Origin of the sequence: Paenibacillus rigui (assembly GCF_002234615.1) — a bacterium.
Classification (GTDB): Bacteria; Bacillota; Bacilli; order Paenibacillales; family NBRC-103111; genus Paenibacillus_S; species Paenibacillus_S rigui.
Genome location: NZ_NMQW01000013.1, coordinates 100,100 through 118,557 on the forward strand (window position 1 = coordinate 100,100; position 18,458 = coordinate 118,557).

Below are 18,458 nucleotides of genomic sequence, written 5' to 3' on the forward strand. Positions count from 1 at the left end.
TCTTTCAGCCGATTTTTCAACTATAGTACTGAGTATAAAATGTTTTTATCGCTCTCAACACCGAGGATCATGAACCCTTTGGTGTAAAATATTGACCAAAACCGGTAGTTTTTCGCCCTAAGGGAGGTTTCATAGCATGCCCCGTAGTAGCCTTCGCTTCAAACTGATCGTTCTGATGCTTATCGCCACCATAGCCCCTATCACTGCCTCTATCCTCGTCACCAATGCGTATACGAAGCAGAATGTGAGGCAAAATGCGTTAAGGGAAAATACGAATTTGCTGTTTCAAGGTAAACAAAATGTGATCAACTACATGAACTCGTTGAATGAAACTTCCCTAACTATGTATAAAGATCTTTCCTTTATCGGATTAATTACCTCAGGCTTCAGCAGCTACCAGACCGAGGCGGAAATTTTTCGTATCCTTCAAACCATTTCCAGACAAAAGGATGTATTTCAAGTCTACATGCATATCAACGACCGCCCAACGGACAGCCTGAATTCTTTCTTGATGATTCAGGAATTTCTCAAACGCGGAATTCAAACGAATACCCAGGCTCAAGATTACGTCATCCCCATGCCCAACGACTCCTATGAAGCGGTGATGGAGCCTACGCACATGAGCGACGATTACGGTCTGACCCAGTTTCCATACTATGCCCAGCGAACAGTCATGACTATGCATAGGGTAATTTACCGCATTCCCTCTAAAGAAGCGCTTGGGATCCTTTCGATCGATTTGAAGCTGGATACGCTGAATCAGCTCCTTGCGCAGCTCGGCAACAAAGGGGAAGACCTGTATTTATTGGACGACAAAGGAACCTTGCTTCTCTCTACCGATAAAGAAGCGGTTCCGGGCGTAGCCTTGAATAAGCCATGGACCCAAACGGTGCTGGCAAGCAAGGAGGAACGGGGCAGCCTGGAAGCAGATAAAAGCATTGAGCTTTATGAAAAGCTGACTACCCCTTATCTCGATTGGTATCTGGTCAAACAAATCCCTTACGAGCATTTGTATCAAGGTGCACGGGATTTGACGCAAATTCATATGGTGATCCTCGGTATCCTGCTGCTTGTCGTTACTTTGCTGACCTTGCTTATTACGGTACGCTTTACCCGCCCGATCAAACAATTGCTCGGTTATATCAATCAGATTCAAACCGGTCGTCTGGACGTCGATATCCAAGTGAAAACCGACGATGAGATTGGCATTCTGGCTAGACGCTTCCGCATCATGATGCAGACGATCAACGATCTCATCAAGCAGGAGTACAAGCTGAACCTGGCCAACAAAACAAATCAGCTCAAGGCGCTGCAAGCCCAGATTCATCCTCATTTCTTATATAATTCGCTTCAATCGATCGGAACGCTGGCTCTCCAGCACGGGGCTCCGAAAATATATCAGCTGCTGTCCGCGCTCGCCAAAATGATGCGGTACAGCATGAATACGAATGAAACGGAAGTGACCTTGAAACAGGAGCTCGACCACGTCAAAGCTTATATGCAGCTTCAGCTGCAGCGTTTTGAGAATGAGCTGGAGGTGGAGTATGATATAGATGAAAAAACGTTGTCTCTTGTCATACCCAAAATGATCCTTCAGCCGCTGGCGGAAAATTATTTCAAACATGCGTTTGACCCCCGGCAGCCCCATAATCTGCTGTCATTCCGAAGCTTTTTGAATGCAGAGGGAACGTATGCTTGTCTGGTCGTTGAGGATAACGGCAAAGGCCTGTCGGAAGAGCAGCTCTCTGACCTGCGTGAGCAGCTGAACAAAGAGCCCTCCTCATTCGAGGTGACCGAGGAAAATCGCAGTATGAACATCGGTTTATATAACGTCAGCAGCCGGCTGCGGCTTTATTATAATGGGGACGCAAAAATGCAATTGGACGCTCTTGCGCCTCACGGGATCCGGATTACCTTCTGGATTCCGCTTACACATCCGGGGGAGGAACCAAATGATGAAAGCCATTATCGTGGATGATGAGAAGCATGTCCGCGAAGCCATTAAACTGCTTGTGCCGTGGGACGAGTTTCATATAGAGGAAATATTGGAAGCGCAGGACGGACAGGAGGCGATCGAAACCATTCTCGAGGAGCGCCCGCAAATTATTTTTACCGACATGATGATGCCTTTAGTAGGCGGTATGGAGCTGCTCGAATGGCTGCAAACCAATTATCCTTCCGGCAAAACCATCGTCATCAGCGGCTTTGATGATTTTCAATTGGTACGCCATACCGTACAGCACGGAGGCGTAGATTACATATTAAAGCCGATCGATGCGGAGCAGCTTCATGCGGCCGTGACCAAAGCCGTGGATTGCTGGAACCGGGAAGAAACCGAGCGCCAAGGACAAACCCAGCGCAATATTGAAATGAACCAAATCCGCCCTGTATATTGGGACAAGCTGCTATCCAATTTAATCAACGAACCGACCGGCTATGAAGCTGCAGCCTCGGCACTGGCCAAGGAATTCGGTATCGGTCCCCATATCCAGGAATGCCAGTTGGCTATCGTGAACATGCATACTTTGAGCGGCAAGCTGAAGGAAAAGTTCCGTACGGATCAAGACTTGCTCTTCTTTTCCATTACTAATATATGCAACGAATTTCTGCGTGAACCAAGGCAGGGCGTCGCTTACCGTTATTGGAACAGCGACAATGAGATTATTTTGCTGCTCTTTGGCCCCGCCCTTCCCGGTTATAAGCTCGTCGCTTCCATCCAGGAGGGCATTGAAGCGACCCTGCGCAGCCGTATGGATATCGGTATCAGCAGTATCCTCCCGTTTCCTGCAGGCTTACCGGAAGCCTACGGACAAGCGCGTACCGCTTTGCGGCGCCGCAATCTGCTGACCGCGGGCAAGGAGGTCCATATCTATCAGGAGAAGCCGCCTGCGAATCCGCTCCTGCTGTCCTTTAGCGACTACGCGGAGCCGATCCGGCTTGCCGTTCGCAGCGGCAGCCCCGAGCAAATCCATCGTTCCGTCCTGCTCTGGTTCGAGGCTGTGAACAAGCTTGAAAGCATTACTCAGGAGCAGCTCGAGCTTTGGTGGAACGAATACCGTTTGCAGCGAAGCCGCTGGCTGCTGGAATGGTTCGGCGACCAAGCGAACGAGTTGAATGCGATGACCGAACCGTCTTCCTTCATGATCCCGTTCGAGGAGTCAGGCACCTTGTCCATCCCGCTCTGGCAGCAGCAAATGGATGCGGATTTAACCGGGCTTTCACAGCTGATGCTGAAGCATCAGCACCAGGATAACAATGTCATATTCGAGATTGCAAAGTACATTCAAAACCATTATCATCAGGATATTACGCTGCAAGAGATTGCCAATCATTTCTATTTGAGCCGTGAATATATTTCCCGTAAATTCAAGCAAGAGTTTAAAGTCAATTTGTCAGACTATCTCAGCAGCATACGTGCAGAAAAAGCGAAGCTGCTCTTGTTAAATCCACATTTACGCATTGCGCAGGTGGCCGAAATGGTCGGCTACGACGATGAAAAATATTTCAGTAAAGTGTTCAAAAAGATTGTTGGCTTCTCTCCCAATGAATACAGGAAGGTGAATCAACCATGAATACGCCCATAGAACCTGCTGCTACTCAAGCGCAGCCCATGGTGCGGACAGGCAAACCGGTGAACAAGGGAAGACGGAGAACCTATTTGTTTTTGCTAATGGCCTGGACGCTTCTGATCGCGGGCGGTGTGCTTGGAGCCAAGCTGTACACCGATCATCTAAAGAAGCAAATTGCCGCAGAGATTGCAGCCCAGACGGAGCAGCAGCTGCAGACCGTCCAAGAGGATTACCAGAAGCAGATTGCACAGCTGAAGGACAGTGTCAGCGGAGACCTGACCAAAATGCAGGGGAAAATCGATTCACTGAATGAGCTGCTCGCTTTTACGAAGGATAGTGCCAACAGCAAGACGGATAACAGCAATCAGCTGTACACCCAGCTGGCCGAAGTGAAGAAGAAGCTCGATGATTTGAAGAAAAACCTTGATGTGCTGCAATAAGGGAAGTGATCATCTATGAATCCTGTTCAATTCATTAACCGAACTTTACTGTTAGCGTCCGCCCCATTTATCGGAATGATCTTGTTCTTACTCTGTTCTCATCTAACCGTCCAGCTGCCGGATTTCCACCGGTTGGCCGCCACCCAATTCACGATCCAGAAAGAATTGCAGCATGCTGCCGATCAGCTGGACAAGGCCAAGACCGATGCAGCCCAGACCCGCGCCACGATTGAGCGCTTTTATCAGCTGTATGAGCAAAGCGCCAAAGATGTTGTCACAATGGTACAAACCGCCGATGCGGCATCCGATAAGCCGACAACGATTTTTGACAATCGCATCAGCACTAAGCTCGGGGCCAAGGCTTCCCGTCAGACCAACAGCGCCAATATCGACCTGAAGCTGTATTATTTGGCCGAATCCAATTACAAGGGCTATGCACTCAAGGTGAACATGAAGTCGGACAGCGCCATGAAGATGGTGCTGGGCAAGGATAAGGTTGGTGGCAGCGAAACGACATTGGATGCGGTACGTCGTTACGGGGCCGTGGCTGGGGTCAATGCAGGCGGCTTTGCCGACGATGACCGTTCGGGTAAAAGATACCCGCTCAGCACCACCATGCTGAACGGTAAGTATGTGTACGGCTTTGAGCCGACCTTCGAGGACTTGGCCTTTATCGGCCTCAGCAGCGACAGGAAGCTGATTGGCGGCAAATTTTCAAGGCAAGAGGATCTTGACAAGCTGAAGCCTAGCTTCGGGGCTACGTTCGTCCCTGTGCTGCTGCAAAATGGCAAGAAGCAAGCCATTCCGTCGCAATGGCAAACGTCGCCGGCACGGGCGCCGCGTACAGTCATTGGCAGCTTCAAGAACGACCAGCTGCTCTTTCTCGTCACCGACGGCTATGATGAGCGAGGCAATTCCGGAGCCACCTTGGCGGAGCTTCAGGACAAGCTTGTTGCCCTTGGCGTCAAGGATGCATACAACCTCGATGGCGGCGGCTCGTCGAGCCTGATTTTCGATGGGCAGATCATCAACCGGCCGTCAGACGGCAAATTAAGATCTTTACCCACGAATTTCTTATTTTTTAAATAAATGTTCACATTTTTATAAGTTTTCTTTTCGGAAACGGTTGGTTATAATATAGGGCAGGGGGTGCAGCCGAATGTCAGCAACTTTTTGGATCGTGAACTTGGTGTTCTTAATGTTTATCGTAGCTATGCTTACTGCAGCTTACAATGATGACAAAACTAAGGGTCTTTAAGGTGTCTTCGAGAGAGGTAACCATCCCTTCGCAGCAGACAAAGATAAAAAGCATCACGTTCCTTTCCGATTGGAAAAGGTTCGTGATGCTTTCTTAGTTTTTCGTATCTAGCCCCGCTGCTTTAATCCGTTCATTTCCTTCAAGCATTCCGCGCATATATGCCGTTCTTTAAATTCGCTGACTTGCTCCATGGAGCTGCAAAATACGCACCGTGGACGATATCTCTCCAGTATAATGTGATCTCCGCTTACCAATATTTCAACAGGATCCCCTTCATTCATCTGATAACGCTTGCGCAGGGATTTGGGTAAAACAATACGCCCTAACTGGTCCACTTTCCTTACTACACCTGCAGGTTTCATCATTAATTCACCTCACTTTCATTCCAAAAAAAAGAACAGTATGAGCAAACTGCGTCCGGATCCGCGATCCATTCAGCTTGTCTCTATACTATTCGTGGCTTAGGTGAAAATTCCTGCCATACCTCGATGTTTTTGTGTGAACGGATTGCTATTTCAGGCCTTGAAACCCGGTTTGACGAAGCCCTTCGTACAGCATGATGGCAGCCGAGTTGGATAAGTTCAATGAACGTACGGCGTCCGTCATCGGCATTTTGAGCAAAGTATCCGGATGCTCGGCCAAAATTTCCGGAGCCAGCCCCTTCGTTTCCTTCCCGAATACAAAAAAGTCGCCATCCTGAAATGTAAAATCAGTGTAAACTTTGGACGCCTTGGTCGTAGCCAGAAAGAAGCGTCCCTCGGGATACTTGTCCTTCACTTCCTGAAACGAATCGTGATATTCGATATTCACCGCATGCCAATAATCCAGCCCCGCACGCTTCAACGTCCGGTCGTCCGTATGAAAACCGAGCGGTCGCACCAGATGCAGCCAGGTTCCGGTCGCTGCACAGGTTCTTGCAATGTTCCCCGTATTTGCCGGAATTTCAGGTTCAACCAACACAATATGAAAAGCCATTCGTATAGTCACCTCATAATTTTAACATTCGTTTTACCTTTTCTTAATATGCGGATGATAGTGAGCTGCGATAATAAGATTATTAAGCTGTAACTACAAAGGAGATTCGAAGATGAAGAAGAAAATTCTTGTCGTTGACGACGAGCCTTCCATTTCGATGCTAATAGAGTTCAACCTGAAGCTCGTAGGCTTCGAGGTTCAATGTGTTTATGACGGCGAAGCCGTGTTTCAAGCCATCCAGCACTTTCGCCCTGATCTGATTGTGCTTGATTTGATGCTGCCCAAAATGGATGGGATTCAGGTGTGCAGTAAGCTGCGTGCCCAGAACAATTTGGTCCCCATTATTATGCTGACCGCCATGCAGGATTTATCCGATAAAATTGCCGGCTTGGATAATGGTGCAGATGATTACATGACCAAGCCGTTCAGTCCGCAGGAGCTGATCTCCCGGATTCAAGCCATCCTGCGCCGTATTCAGACGCTGCCCTCCACAACCGACAATCCTCCCATGATCGTCGGCGCCATTACCATCCAGCCGGATCAGCGTGAAGTCAAGCTAAGAGATCAGTCTATTGAGCTGACCCCCAAAGAATTCGATCTGCTGCTGTTCCTGTGCAAGCACCGGGGCAAAGTGTTAAGCCGTCAGCAGCTGCTCCATGGCGTGTGGGACTACCACTTTCTTGGCGATACCCGCATCGTAGATGTGCATATCAGCCATTTGCGCGATAAGATCGAGAGCAATGCCCGAAACCCGGAATACATCGTAACGATCCGCAATGTAGGCTACAAATTAACAGAGCCTGTCATGAAGGAATCCCTTGCTTAGTACAGTGCAAATTCCGCCTATCCGATAAAAGACGAGTGCCGCTGACCAAAGCCGGTATTCGTCTTTTTCTTACGCAGGAGTAACGTAATCATAAAAAAGCAGCCCCGCCTATACTTCGTTAGGGCTGCTTTTTATGTCTATTATTAACCGTTACGCTTCTGGAAATCGACCATGAATTCAGCCAATGCTTTACAAGCCTCATAAGGTACAGGGTTGTACGCCGAAGCGCGGATCCCGCCAACGCTGCGATGACCGGCCAAGCCTACAAAGTTGTTTTGCTCGGATTCCTTAACGAATTTCTTCTCCAGCTCTTCACTTGGCAGCCGGAAGGTGATATTCATAATAGAACGGCTGTCCGGATCGATGTTACCGTTGTAGAAGCCGCCGCTTGCGTCGATCACATCGTACACCAGCTTGCTCTTCTCAACGTTACGCTTCTCCATCTCCGCTACGCCGCCGTTGTTTTTCACCCAATTCAGCATCAAATTCACCATGTAGATCGAGTGCACTGGAGGCGTATTGTACAGCGAGCTGTTTTTCGCGTGTGTTGAGTAACGCAGCATCACAGGAAGATGCTTCGGCTCTTCAGCCAACAGATCATCACGGATCACCGCAACGGTCACACCTGCAGGCCCGAGATTTTTTTGAGCGCCCGCATAGATCATTGCATATTTGCTGGCATCAAGCGGACGGCTCAAAATCCCGCTTGTCATATCGCCGATCAAAGGAATATCGCCGGTCTCCGGAATGTAGGAGAACTGGGAGCCCTCAATTGTGTTGTTCGTCGTCATGTGGACATAAGCCGAGTTCGGATCGATCTGAATATCTTCGGCTTTCGGCAGGCTTCTCCACTTGCCTTCTTTGTTCGATGCAGCGATAACCGCTTCGCCAACCACTTTACCTTCCTCATATGCCTTCTCGGAAAAGCTGCCGGTAATAATATAGCTTCCGACCTTACCCGGCTTCAAGAAGTTCAAAGGAATCGTGGCAAACTGCGTGCTTGCTCCGCCGCCCATAAACAACACTTTATATCCGGACTTCAAACCGAGCAGCTCAAGCAGCAACTCTTGCGTTTGCGCATTGATGGCTTCGTATTCTTTGCTGCGGTGGGAAATTTCCATCAAGGACATGCCGATGCCGTTATATTCTACGAATTGCTCTTGTGCTTGCTGAAGTACTTCCAACGGAAGCGCTGCAGGACCTGGGTTAAAATTGTACGCTCGTTTAGTCATGTTTTCACACCTTCACCTTTGTTATGATATGGCTATGATAGCAAAGATTGTCCCTATCCATCAAGTAGTTATGCGCATTCTTCACAGCATTGATACATATTTCCGCGCGGAATAGACAACATAACGATAAGAATTCATGGATCATGAAGGAGTGAGGTGTTCCTATGGTGATGGAACGGCTTTTTGTAGCGATCCCATTAGGGGAAAAACAGCGCGAGCTGCTTGAGCGGCAGCAGCAAATGATTCAGAAATCCATTCCGTTTCAAAAATGGACGCATCCTCAGGACCTGCATATCACCTTGAAATTTCTAGGAGAAACCCCTAAGCAAGTGATGGAGCAAATTCCAGCTATCCTGGAGCGTGTCTCTTCAACCCAGTGTGCGTTTAACCTGACTTTACTCGGTACGTTCGGAAAGCCAGCTGTCCCAAGCATTTTATGGGCTGGAGTTCAGGGGGCACTCCCTTCGCTGGAAGCACTGCAGAAATCAGTTGAATCCGCTCTTGAACCTCTAGGCTTTAAACCGGAGGAAAGAGGGTATAACCCGCATATTACATTAGCCAGACGCTATCAAGGAAGTTCCAGCTTTACCACCGGTGACTTGGAGCCGCTCGATGTACTAGCCTCCGCTGCCGAAGCTTCCTGGAGTGCAAGCTCCATGGTACTATATCGTACCCATCTTGGCCGGAAACCATCCTACGAGCCGGTCGCCGCCTTTCCTTTTAAATAAAGGCCAGCTTCTCGTAGCTTTTCTGAAGCACGGTTTGGGCGTCGCCCTTTAACCAATTATCAACCAACGTATAATAAACAGAACGGAAATCAACCTCGTATTTCAAATCCCCGTTGTCCAGATTCGTCAAGCTGGGCATAACGCCGTACATCCCGCCCTTCACCTTGCCTCCGAGAACAAAGACAGGTGCCGCTGTCCCGTGATCCGTTCCGCCATTGCCGTTCTCCCTCACCCTCCGGCCGAATTCCGAGAAGGTTAAGGTCACTACGCGATCCTGCAGCCCCTGGGCTTCCAAATCCTTATAGAACGTGCCTACAGCTTCATCCAGCTGCTTTAACAGCTTGGCATGCTGTTCCTTCTCCTGAACATGGTCGTCAAACCCGCCCAGCTCCACATAGAAAACTCTTGTTCCCGATTTACCGGCCAGCATCTTGGATACGAGCTGCAAATCGCGGGCGATGCCTGATTTCGGGTACTCCACTTTATTGGCATAAGCATTTGTCAGGCTATGAATGGCTTCAACGCTTTTATAAGCATCCTGCCCATGCTCGCATGTTACTTTCACCTGCGTTCCTTGACGCCCCGGATCATACATATCCAAAAAGGCCTGTGCCAGCCGGTTCTGATCCGCCTTCGGCGTCTTAGGATCGAACACATTATACGTCTCGACAGACTGGATGACGGGCACGTTCAAGGTTTCCGAAGCAAAGGATTTGTTGGCATTATTCCCAACCTGCAGTGCCTTTAATGGATTGCTGCTCTGAGCCAGAGACGATTCCACGTACCGGGCCAGCCAACCCGACCGGATATATTTCTCCGGCTCCGCTGTCTGCCATATTTCCATGGAGCGGAAGTGCGAGTGATCCGGCTTGGGATAGCCTACCCCCTGCACAATAGCAAGCTTACCGGCCTGGTACAGCTCATTAAACTGAGTCAAGCTCGGATGTAAGCCGACTTCATTGTTAATGGCCAGCACCTCACTTTGATGGATGCCGAGTGTAGGTCTGGCGTCAAAGTACCCCCCCATGCCATACGGAATTAACGTGTTCATCCCGTCATTGCCCCCCGAAAGCTGGATGACAACGAGTACGGGGGCGTCGACCTCCTCTTCATTTGCTGCAGAAGCATTCCTTAAGAAAGAGCCATGCTCACTAAATAACAGTGGTCCGCCCAAGCCCAGCGTGGCCAATAAAGCCGTCCCTTTAATAATAAATTCCCTTCTTGTCAGTTTGCTCATGAAACGTCTCCCCTCCTCATTTCATCTGTGCTTCCGGGCTGACCATGATTAAGTGCAGGAGCCCTTTCATCCCCGTCGTCTTCGTCTTCACATAAACGAATGTGTCCTCCGCATATTTAGCCAGCACCTGCTTTGACTGGTCTCCCAAGTACCACACGCCGGCGTGCTTTGCGAATAAATCAACCCAATCGGAGGAGGAGGCCGAACTGTCTAACGAGTATTCCTTGCTGCTCAGCAGACTGATATTAATCCGTTTAGCCACCGACTCTGCAAATTGATACCTCGCCAACAGGCTAGCCGTCATAAGCCAGGTCGTTCCCCCTCTCCAGCCTGCTACATCCGGAGGAAGATACAGCTCCTGACCCATTTTCCTGGAGGCTTGCGCAAAGCCTTTGGAAAGCGGAATCTGGAATGCCTTGAGCATCCCTGCCACATATTCCACCGGGGTCTTAATCAAGCTGCCCTGCACCTCCGGGGCATAGAAAGCATCAGAGTTAAACAGCTTCGCTAACACCTCGCCAACAGAGGCCGACTGGGCAAAATCAGACGCCACCTGCCCCACCCATGCCTCCGATGGTTCATTGACCGCAAAAAAACGGAGCAGCTTTTGCGCCATAAAGCGCGGCAGCGCGTCCTGCTTAAATAACACATCGATAACAGAGGTCGCATCAAAGTTACCGGTTTCACCAAGAATCGTCTTGCTCCCCGCATCATGCTGCTTCGGGTTGAATTTCAATCCATCCTGCTTTTTATCATAATTCCAGCCTGTAAATGCCCGGGCCGCCTCTTTAATATCCTGCTCCGTATAATGACCGATGCCCAAGGTGAAAAGCTCCATCACTTCACGTGCATAGTTCTCGTTCGGTTTGCCTTTCCGGTTATTGTTCGAGTCCAGATAGAGCATCATTGCCGGGTCTTTGCCTACCTCCAGCACCAGCTCGTGAAAATTACCGAGTGCATATTTACGGAACAGCTCATTTTGGCGAAGCAAAAGCGGAATTTCCCTCACCTTCTGATAAGAGGTCGCAAAGTGACCATGCCAAAATAAAGTCATCTTTTCAATCAGTGGCGATGTCGTTAGCGTCATTCGGTACAGCCAGTAGGTTTGCTGATCGACAATTGAATCTGACTTCAGATCCTTGCCGTCCGCCTTCAGCTCCTCGAGCGGCTTTATTTGACTCGTTTCGTCCGTCAACGACTCGCCTGCTATCAAGCGTCGCACGCTCTCTTCTCTTCCCAGAGCCAAACAAGCGGCAACCTCACCTGCACTTGCACCAAAGCCCGTCCGATTCAGTAAATGCACCGCTTCCCTTTCCGTCCACTCCACTCCCAATTGCCGCACCACCCTCACAGCGTTCTATACCTATTTCCTTTGGCTTCAGTATAAATGGACTTTGTTACAATTCGGTGTCAGAAATACCCAACCACAAAGAAAGAACCCCGACAAAGTCGAGGTTCTTTGGAATCATGCATATATAAGTTCGGTAAGACCGAAAATCTTACAGATCGAAGTACAAGGAGTACTCGTGCGGGTGAATACGGATCGAAACTGCTTTTGCTTCGCTGCGTTTCAAGCCGATGTAGTTGTCGATGAAGTCTTTAGTAAATACGCCGCCTTCAGTCAAGAACTCATAATCAGCTTCCAAAGCGTTAAGAGCTTCATCCAACGTACCAGGTACGCTGCGGATTTCGCCTTTTTCAGCATCGGACAGGTCGTAGATGTTTTTATCCAACGGACCGTAGCCAAGAGCGCGAGGATCGATTTTCTTTTTGATGCCGTCCAATCCAGCCATCAGCATAGCTGCGAATGCCAAGTAAGGGTTAGCTGTGGAGTCCGGAGTACGGAACTCGATACGGCAGCCTTTAGGTGTAACAGCGGCAACCGGGATACGAACTGCAGCAGAACGGTTACCTTTGGAGAATACCAGGTTAACCGGTGCTTCATAACCAGGAACCAGACGCTTAAAGGAGTTCGTGGATGGGTTCGTCAAAGCGATCAAAGCTGGCGCATGGTACAAGATACCGCCGATGTAGTTCAAAGCCATCTCGCTCAGGTTAGCGTAGCCGCCTTTTTCGAAGAACAACGGTTTGTCGCCATCAAAGATGGATTGGTGAACGTGCATACCGCTACCGTTATCGCCAAACAATGGTTTAGGCATGAAAGTTGCTACTTTGCCGTATTGTCTAGCTGTGTTTTGAACGATATATTTGTATTTCATCAAGTTGTCAGCTGTTTTAGTCAAAGTGTCGAAACGGAAGTTGATTTCGCCTTGACCCGCAGTTGCCACTTCATGGTGATGACGCTCGATGCGAAGGCCAGCTTCTTGAAGCAGACGGCACATTTCGCTACGGATGTCTTGTTGTGTATCTGTAGGACCTACAGGCACATAACCACCTTTGTGTCCAACTTTAAAGCCCAGGTTACCGCCTTCTTCTTTACGGTTGGAGTTCCAGTGAGCTTCTTCGGAATCAACGAAATAGGAAGATTCGTTTTGACCGCTTTGGAAACGAACTTCGTCAAAAATGAAAAACTCGGATTCAGGAGCAAAGAAAGCTGTTGTACCAACACCAGCAGATTGAAGGTACTCTTCTGCTTTGTGAGCGATACTGCGTGGGTCACGATCATAACGTTCGCCTTCTGGCGTATGGATGTTACAGATAACGATCAGTGTAGGATGAGCAGTGAAAGGATCAACGTACACAGACTCTGTATCTGGAAGCATAACCATATCGGATTCTTCGATACCTTTGAAACCTGGGATGGAAGATCCGTCGAAAGCTACTCCATTTTCAAAAGTTGCTTCGTCTACTTCTACAGCTGGCAAGGAAATATGGTGAGCTCTACCGGAAAGATCTACAAAACGAAAATCAACCCACTCGATGCCTTTTTCTTTGATGAGATTTAACACGTTTTGAACTGACATTGAATCGCTAACCTCCTAATTTCCGAACATTTTTCATTGTTTGTTCGTACATTGTTCAAGTTTTTTATTAATCATGGTCATATTATAAAACTTTTAATTCCGTATCGTCAATACTTATGTAAGGTATTTTTTACGGAAGTGTAAGGTATGCTTACACACTCATTAGGTTCCGTTCACACTTTCGACAAAAATAGACTTGGATCCCCAAAATGAGGATATCCAAGTCTATAAAGGACAGGTAAAATATGAACTTTAAGCTGTCACAAAAGACTTTTGCGTGTCGAAACTTTTGCCGCACAATGGTGCCAATTTCTCCAAATCAACCATTAATTTAGCAAATTGCTCAGGGAATAAGGACTGAACGCCATCCCCTGTCATGGAATTATCCGGATCGGTATGCATTTCAACAATGAGCCCGTTAGCGCCGGCTGCAACGGACGCCTTACACATCGGTTCTACCAGCTCGCGGCGGCCTGTACCGTGGCTCGGATCGGAAATAACCGGCAAATGGCTGAGGGTCTGAAGGGCAGGTATGGCAGCCAAATCGAGCGTATTTCTCGTGTATGGCTCAAATGTTCGGATTCCGCGCTCACAAAGCATAACGTTCGGATTTCCGCCAGCCAAGATATACTCAGCTGCATTGAGGAATTCATCGTATGTGGAGCTAAATCCTCTCTTCAACAGCACAGGCGTCTTAATGGTGCCTAATTTGCGAAGCAAATCAAAATTTTGCATGTTGCGTGTGCCAACTTGCAGGATATCCGCATACTCTGCACATACATCAACGTATTCAGGCGTCATCACTTCCGTAATGGTCAGCAAACCGTGCTTCTTACCCGCTTCAGCCATCATGACCAAACCTTCAACGCCAACCCCCTGGAAGCTGTAGGGGCCCGTTCTCGGTTTGAATGCACCGCCGCGAAGCACTTGAGCACCCGATGCTTTCACCAGACGCGCAATCTCATCGATTTGCTCCGGTGACTCTACTGCACATGGTCCGCCCATAATAACAAGCTGTTCTCCGCCGATTTCAACGTCCTTGATCTTAATTACGGTATCCGCCGGGTGAAAGTCACGACTTGCCAGTTTGTATGACTTGGAAATTTTCACAACCTGCTCAACCCCGGATAACTGGCGAAGCTGCTCAGCCAGCTTCGGATCCGCTTTACCAATAATACCGATAACTGTCCGGTCCACACCTTTGGATACATGAGCCTGTACTTCATACTTCTCAATATGCTGGACAATTTCATTTACACGCTCTTCCGAAACTTTGTTGGAAATAATAACGATCATAATGGCCACGCTCCCGAATGTAGTTTTATAATATGTAGCACAAGCACTTTCACACTTCAATGCTTATACGCTTTTAAGCTTTTAATCACTAAAGCAAATATACAACGAGAAGCAGCTTCTCGTCAATACTTAATCTATTTTTGTACATCAAGTTGTAGACTCAGGACGGATCAGAAGCTGTGCTTTTCTTTTTTTTCGCTTTTCTTTGCGCTTGGCGTCATAGAACTCAAGCCCCCACCTAATTGGGAAATAAACAAGCAAGCCAAGCACGACACCTACGACCATTCCGCCAACCAGAAGCTTTAAATTGGAACCAAGGAACACATCCAGCCAATCAGGCAGATTGGCATGAGCTAGAAATTTGCGCGTTCCATGCGGAAGCACCATACCTCCCACTCTCATATGAACAATAGTCAATGGAAGATAAATAATTTTACCGAATACGAATCCAATTAATGCGGCTGCCATGCTTGCACGAAAAAGGTAAATTAACGGGAAAATAAGAAAGAAGGCCAACCCAGCCGTTGGAAGCGTGAACATCTCAACAGCCAGACCAATAGAGAATCCCATAGCAACTATGCTAGGGCCTCCCTTAGCACGAGTCAGCAGCAGATATTTATATTTGAACCAGCGCTTAATATTTCGGAACTGAAAAGGCTTTTTCTTTACCGTTCTGTTCTGCTGCATATACCTTCATCCCCAACGTTCGTTATTCGTTTGCTGCTCCGGACTTTGACTTCGCGACAGGGATCAATCGATCCAAATTAACCGTACGTTTGACCTCCCAGGTCGAAGGCAATTGAGGATCAAGCTGTTCCAAATAGCTTATGACCTCTTTGGTAATTGGTGTCGGCGTAGAAGCCCCCGAGGTGACGGCCACTCTGCGGACCGGCTCCAGCCATTCCCGCTTCAGCTCTGTAATATCCGCGATGCGATAAGCCTTGACTCCGGCGATTTCCTCGGATACCTGAGCCAGCCGATTCGAGTTGTTGCTCCGAGGATCGCCTACCACGAGGACGAGATCCGCATCCTTAGCCTGCTCGGCAACCGCCTCCTGACGAACCTGGGTAGCGAGGCAAATTTCATTATGAATCTCGGCCTTCGGGAATTTGTCGAGCAATCGACTCATAATATGCTTGATATCCCACTGGCTCATGGTCGTTTGATTCGTAATAATAATCTTGGATGTGTCGAGCTCCAATACCTCTATCTCTTCTAGCTTCTCAATCAAATGTACCCGATCGGGAGCCACTCCAACAGCACCCTCCGGCTCCGGGTGACCTTTCTTTCCAATATAAATGACATGATATCCTTCAGCTGTCTTCTCACGGATCAAATCGTGGGTCTTCGTTACATCAGGACAAGTTGCATCTACGACGGTGAGTCCTTTTTCGCGCGCTCTGCGGCGTACCTCCGGCGATACCCCGTGAGCGGTAAAAATAATCGTTCCCGATTCAATGGAATCCAATATTTCCAGCCGGTTCGGGCCGTCCAAAGTAATAATGCCTTCTTTATCAAAATAATCGGTTACATGGGAATTATGCACGATCATTCCTAAAATATGCACAGGTCTCGGCAGATCCAAATTTTTGGCAGTCTGCATGGCAAGCGCCATGGCATCTACAACCCCATAACAATAGCCCCGGGGTGAGATTTTGATTACGTCCATCCTCCGCACCTACCTGCTCTTATATATCATTATTCGTTCTTAGTCCATTATACCTGATTCGCAGGTTGGATGGAATGCCCTGACTCGAAAGTTGTCGGAAGCTTGCCAAGCGGCAGCCAAATAATAAAGGTACTGCCCTCGCCTTTGCGGGTCATGACTTCAATGGAGCCTTGATGCTCATCAATAATCCACTTGGCTATGGACAATCCCAACCCCGTCCCGGAGGTTTTCCCCCTGGAAACATCTGCGCGGTAGAAACGGTCAAAAATATGCGGCACCTCTTCTTTATCCATGCCGATCCCCGTATCTTGTAGGCGCAGTCCGATTTGATCTTCTGTACTCACCGCATCCAATTTGACGAAGCCTTCCTCCGTATATTTGAACGCATTTTCTATGAAAATAAAAATGAGCTGCTGCAAATAGTCCCTATTCCCAAGCACATGAATATTATCGAGTGCTGATAAATCTCCAGTTTGCCATTCCACTGAACGGGGAAGCAGCTGAGCCTTTCGAACGACCTGCTCCATCAGCGGCTTTAGCATGATCTCGCTTTTTTCCATCTGAAAGCCTGCATCCGCACGGGCCAAAGCCAGCAAATCATTCACAAGCCGGGTCATCCGTTCCGCCTCTCCGGCAATATCCTGCATCGCTTCCAGCGACATCTCCAGCTGGTCCCGGTCTTGATCCAGAGCAGCGGCCGCCGTTTTGCGCCACATTTTTTCAAGCAGATCCACATTGCCCCTGATTGTCGTCAAAGGCGTACGCAGCTCGTGCGACGCATCCGATACGAACCGGCGCTGCCTGCGGTATGATTCCTCCAGATCGGTATATGCATTCTGCAGCCGCCCAAGCATCCCATTGATCGTACTGGTCAGCCTGCCGATTTCGTCCTGCGGACCGTCATAATTGATCCGGTTCCCCAAATCCGCGCCCTTCTCAATTTGATTGGCGGCTTCGATGACCTTGTCAATCGGTCTTAATGCTTTTCTGGCCAAGAACAATCCGAACGACGCAGCAAGCACAATAAGCAGCAGGGAAGTTACCGTTAATATAATTCTGAGCAGTGCAAATACTTTCTCATAGGATTCAATGATGACCGCCGCTTGAAAAACGCCCGCTAACCGAGATTGGCCGTTCTGATTCAGGTAGATGGGCTTGTTATAAATTAAAATTTCAAACGTATCGATACTGGAACGTTCTATAAAAAAATCCTCATTACCCAAACGCTGCTTCTGCTGCGGGGTAATTTGGGGTAAATACATATTAAGATCCTTTAAATTGTTCGAACGGTTTTGATTCCCGTTTTCAAAGCTCGTCAGCTGGTAGTATGTTCCCGTATTGTTAACCATATCCCGGCCTTGAAGAACGAAGTCAAAGCTGATATCCCCTCCGAGGGTAGGAGTAATCCGCGGTTGAATACGGGAATAGGCACTTTCCGCACGCTGACTCAAATCATCCTCGACACTATTATAGTAATAGTAATGCAGCGACCAATACAGCCCGAAACCGAATAACAACAAAGTGACTGACAAAATGCCCGTATACCATAAAGTAAGTCTTAGACGAATGGACATGTCAGCCCTCTCCTCTCAGTACATAACCGGCGCCGCGAACGGTCTGGATAATTCGCTTATGCCCGTGTCCCTCCGTTTTTTGACGTAGCAGTGCAATATAAACTTCCAATACGTTGGATTCTCCACTGTAGTCGTAGCCCCATATTTTCTCCATGATGACATCCCTGGAAAGGACTCTTTTCGGATTTTGCATAAACAAATGAAGCAGCTCGAATTCCTTTGTCGTCAGCTCAATTAACTGCCCGCCGCGGAATACCTCCCGCGTATCCAGGTCCATGAAAACGTCCTGGTACTGCAGACGATTCGTTGCCAACTCCGCCTTTTCCGCCGTTTTCCGACGCAGCAGCACGCGAATTCTCGCCAGCAGCTCTTCCAGAGCGAAGGGCTTGACCAAATAATCATCCGCCCCGCTGTCCAGTCCTTTGACCCGGTCCGCAATCTCATCCTTGGCTGTCAGCATGAGCACAGGAATGGTCGTACCTCCCTCGCGAATACGGCGAACGACCTCCCAGCCGTCCAATTGCGGCATCATCACATCTAAAATAATGGCGTCCGGCTCATGCTCTATAATTTGCTTTAATCCGTCCATGCCGTGATTCGCCGTGAATACGATGTAGCCCTCGAATGCGAGCGTTCTTCGCAGCATGGAAGTGATTTTCTCATCATCATCAATTACCAATATTTTTTCTCTCATCTGCAACACCGTCCTTACTGTCATTGTATCAAAAAA

17 protein-coding genes are annotated in these 18,458 nt (G+C 48.5%); 6 read left to right on the top strand and 11 right to left on the bottom strand.

What is annotated here, in order from left to right; translation table 11 throughout:
- The first annotated feature begins 136 nt into the window (after positions 1-136).
- The 4 genes from CF651_RS09165 to CF651_RS09180 are packed head-to-tail and all read left to right on the top strand — an operon-like array spanning position 137 to position 5,098.
- Entirely contained in the window at positions 137-1,978 is a 1,842-nt protein-coding gene (locus CF651_RS09165; RefSeq protein ID WP_094014558.1) for a sensor histidine kinase, read from the top strand.
- The gene (locus tag CF651_RS09170) at positions 1,953-3,572 is read left to right on the top strand and encodes a response regulator (protein WP_245855804.1); all 1,620 of its coding nucleotides are present in this window, start codon (positions 1,953-1,955) and stop codon (positions 3,570-3,572) included. The genes CF651_RS09165 and CF651_RS09170 overlap by 26 nt, the downstream gene beginning before the upstream one ends.
- Complete coding sequence (locus CF651_RS09175) at positions 3,569-4,009, top strand: hypothetical protein (protein WP_094014560.1); 441 nt, start codon at positions 3,569-3,571, stop codon at positions 4,007-4,009. The genes CF651_RS09170 and CF651_RS09175 overlap by 4 nt, the downstream gene beginning before the upstream one ends.
- A gap of 15 nt (positions 4,010-4,024) precedes the next feature.
- On the top strand, positions 4,025-5,098 hold the full coding sequence (locus CF651_RS09180) for a phosphodiester glycosidase family protein (protein WP_094014561.1): 1,074 nt from the start codon (positions 4,025-4,027) through the stop codon (positions 5,096-5,098).
- Between the two features lie 276 nt (positions 5,099-5,374).
- Here the strand turns inward: CF651_RS09180 and CF651_RS09185 are convergent, their stop codons facing one another.
- Together CF651_RS09185 and trmL are read right to left on the bottom strand one after the other, a co-directional pair.
- Positions 5,375-5,629 carry an AbrB/MazE/SpoVT family DNA-binding domain-containing protein gene (locus tag CF651_RS09185; RefSeq protein ID WP_179232746.1) on the bottom strand — a complete coding sequence of 85 codons (255 nt, stop codon included), beginning with the start codon at positions 5,627-5,629 and terminating at the stop codon, positions 5,375-5,377.
- 148 nt (positions 5,630-5,777) lie between these two features.
- A complete protein-coding gene (gene trmL / locus CF651_RS09190) occupies positions 5,778-6,242 on the bottom strand; it encodes a tRNA (uridine(34)/cytosine(34)/5-carboxymethylaminomethyluridine(34)-2'-O)-methyltransferase TrmL (RefSeq protein WP_094014563.1) in 465 nt (154 codons plus the stop codon).
- Positions 6,243-6,354: 112 nt separating this feature from the next.
- Between trmL and CF651_RS09195 the strand changes: the two genes are divergently transcribed.
- A complete protein-coding gene (locus CF651_RS09195; protein WP_094014564.1) occupies positions 6,355-7,068 on the top strand; it encodes a response regulator transcription factor in 714 nt (237 codons plus the stop codon).
- A gap of 143 nt (positions 7,069-7,211) precedes the next feature.
- On the opposite strand, the gene serC is transcribed toward CF651_RS09195, so the two are convergent.
- Positions 7,212-8,300, bottom strand: coding sequence for a 3-phosphoserine/phosphohydroxythreonine transaminase (gene serC, locus CF651_RS09200; protein ID WP_094014565.1), 1,089 nt, complete (start codon positions 8,298-8,300; stop codon positions 7,212-7,214).
- Between the two features lie 164 nt (positions 8,301-8,464).
- Between serC and thpR the strand changes: the two genes are divergently transcribed.
- Positions 8,465-9,028, top strand: coding sequence for an RNA 2',3'-cyclic phosphodiesterase (gene thpR, locus CF651_RS09205; protein WP_094014566.1), 564 nt, complete (start codon positions 8,465-8,467; stop codon positions 9,026-9,028).
- Here the strand turns inward: thpR and CF651_RS09210 are convergent.
- The 8 genes from CF651_RS09210 to CF651_RS09245 all read right to left on the bottom strand — a co-directional run bounded on the left by CF651_RS09210 (position 9,021) and on the right by CF651_RS09245 (position 18,422).
- On the bottom strand, positions 9,021-10,265 hold the full coding sequence (locus CF651_RS09210; protein ID WP_094014567.1) for a DUF1501 domain-containing protein: 1,245 nt from the start codon (positions 10,263-10,265) through the stop codon (positions 9,021-9,023). The genes thpR and CF651_RS09210 overlap by 8 nt on opposite strands.
- Before the next feature lie 16 nt (positions 10,266-10,281).
- Positions 10,282-11,592, bottom strand: coding sequence for a DUF1800 domain-containing protein (locus tag CF651_RS09215; protein WP_094014653.1), 1,311 nt, complete (start codon positions 11,590-11,592; stop codon positions 10,282-10,284).
- A gap of 172 nt (positions 11,593-11,764) precedes the next feature.
- On the bottom strand, positions 11,765-13,189 hold the full coding sequence (glnA, locus tag CF651_RS09220) for a type I glutamate--ammonia ligase (RefSeq protein WP_094014568.1): 1,425 nt from the start codon (positions 13,187-13,189) through the stop codon (positions 11,765-11,767).
- A gap of 252 nt (positions 13,190-13,441) precedes the next feature.
- On the bottom strand, positions 13,442-14,485 hold the full coding sequence (aroF, locus tag CF651_RS09225) for a 3-deoxy-7-phosphoheptulonate synthase (RefSeq protein ID WP_094014569.1): 1,044 nt from the start codon (positions 14,483-14,485) through the stop codon (positions 13,442-13,444).
- A 147-nt stretch (positions 14,486-14,632) separates the two neighbouring features.
- Entirely contained in the window at positions 14,633-15,172 is a 540-nt protein-coding gene (locus tag CF651_RS09230; protein WP_094014570.1) for a DUF2062 domain-containing protein, read from the bottom strand.
- Positions 15,173-15,194: 22 nt separating this feature from the next.
- Positions 15,195-16,154 carry a 4-hydroxy-3-methylbut-2-enyl diphosphate reductase gene (locus CF651_RS09235; RefSeq protein ID WP_094014571.1) on the bottom strand — a complete coding sequence of 320 codons (960 nt, stop codon included), beginning with the start codon at positions 16,152-16,154 and terminating at the stop codon, positions 15,195-15,197.
- Between the two features lie 47 nt (positions 16,155-16,201).
- Positions 16,202-17,728 carry a sensor histidine kinase gene (locus CF651_RS09240; protein WP_094014572.1) on the bottom strand — a complete coding sequence of 509 codons (1,527 nt, stop codon included), beginning with the start codon at positions 17,726-17,728 and terminating at the stop codon, positions 16,202-16,204.
- Between the two features lies 1 nt (position 17,729).
- Positions 17,730-18,422: a response regulator transcription factor gene (locus CF651_RS09245; protein WP_094014573.1), complete on the bottom strand. Its 693-nt coding sequence runs from the start codon at positions 18,420-18,422 to the stop codon at positions 17,730-17,732.
- Positions 18,423-18,458 lie beyond the last annotated feature (36 nt).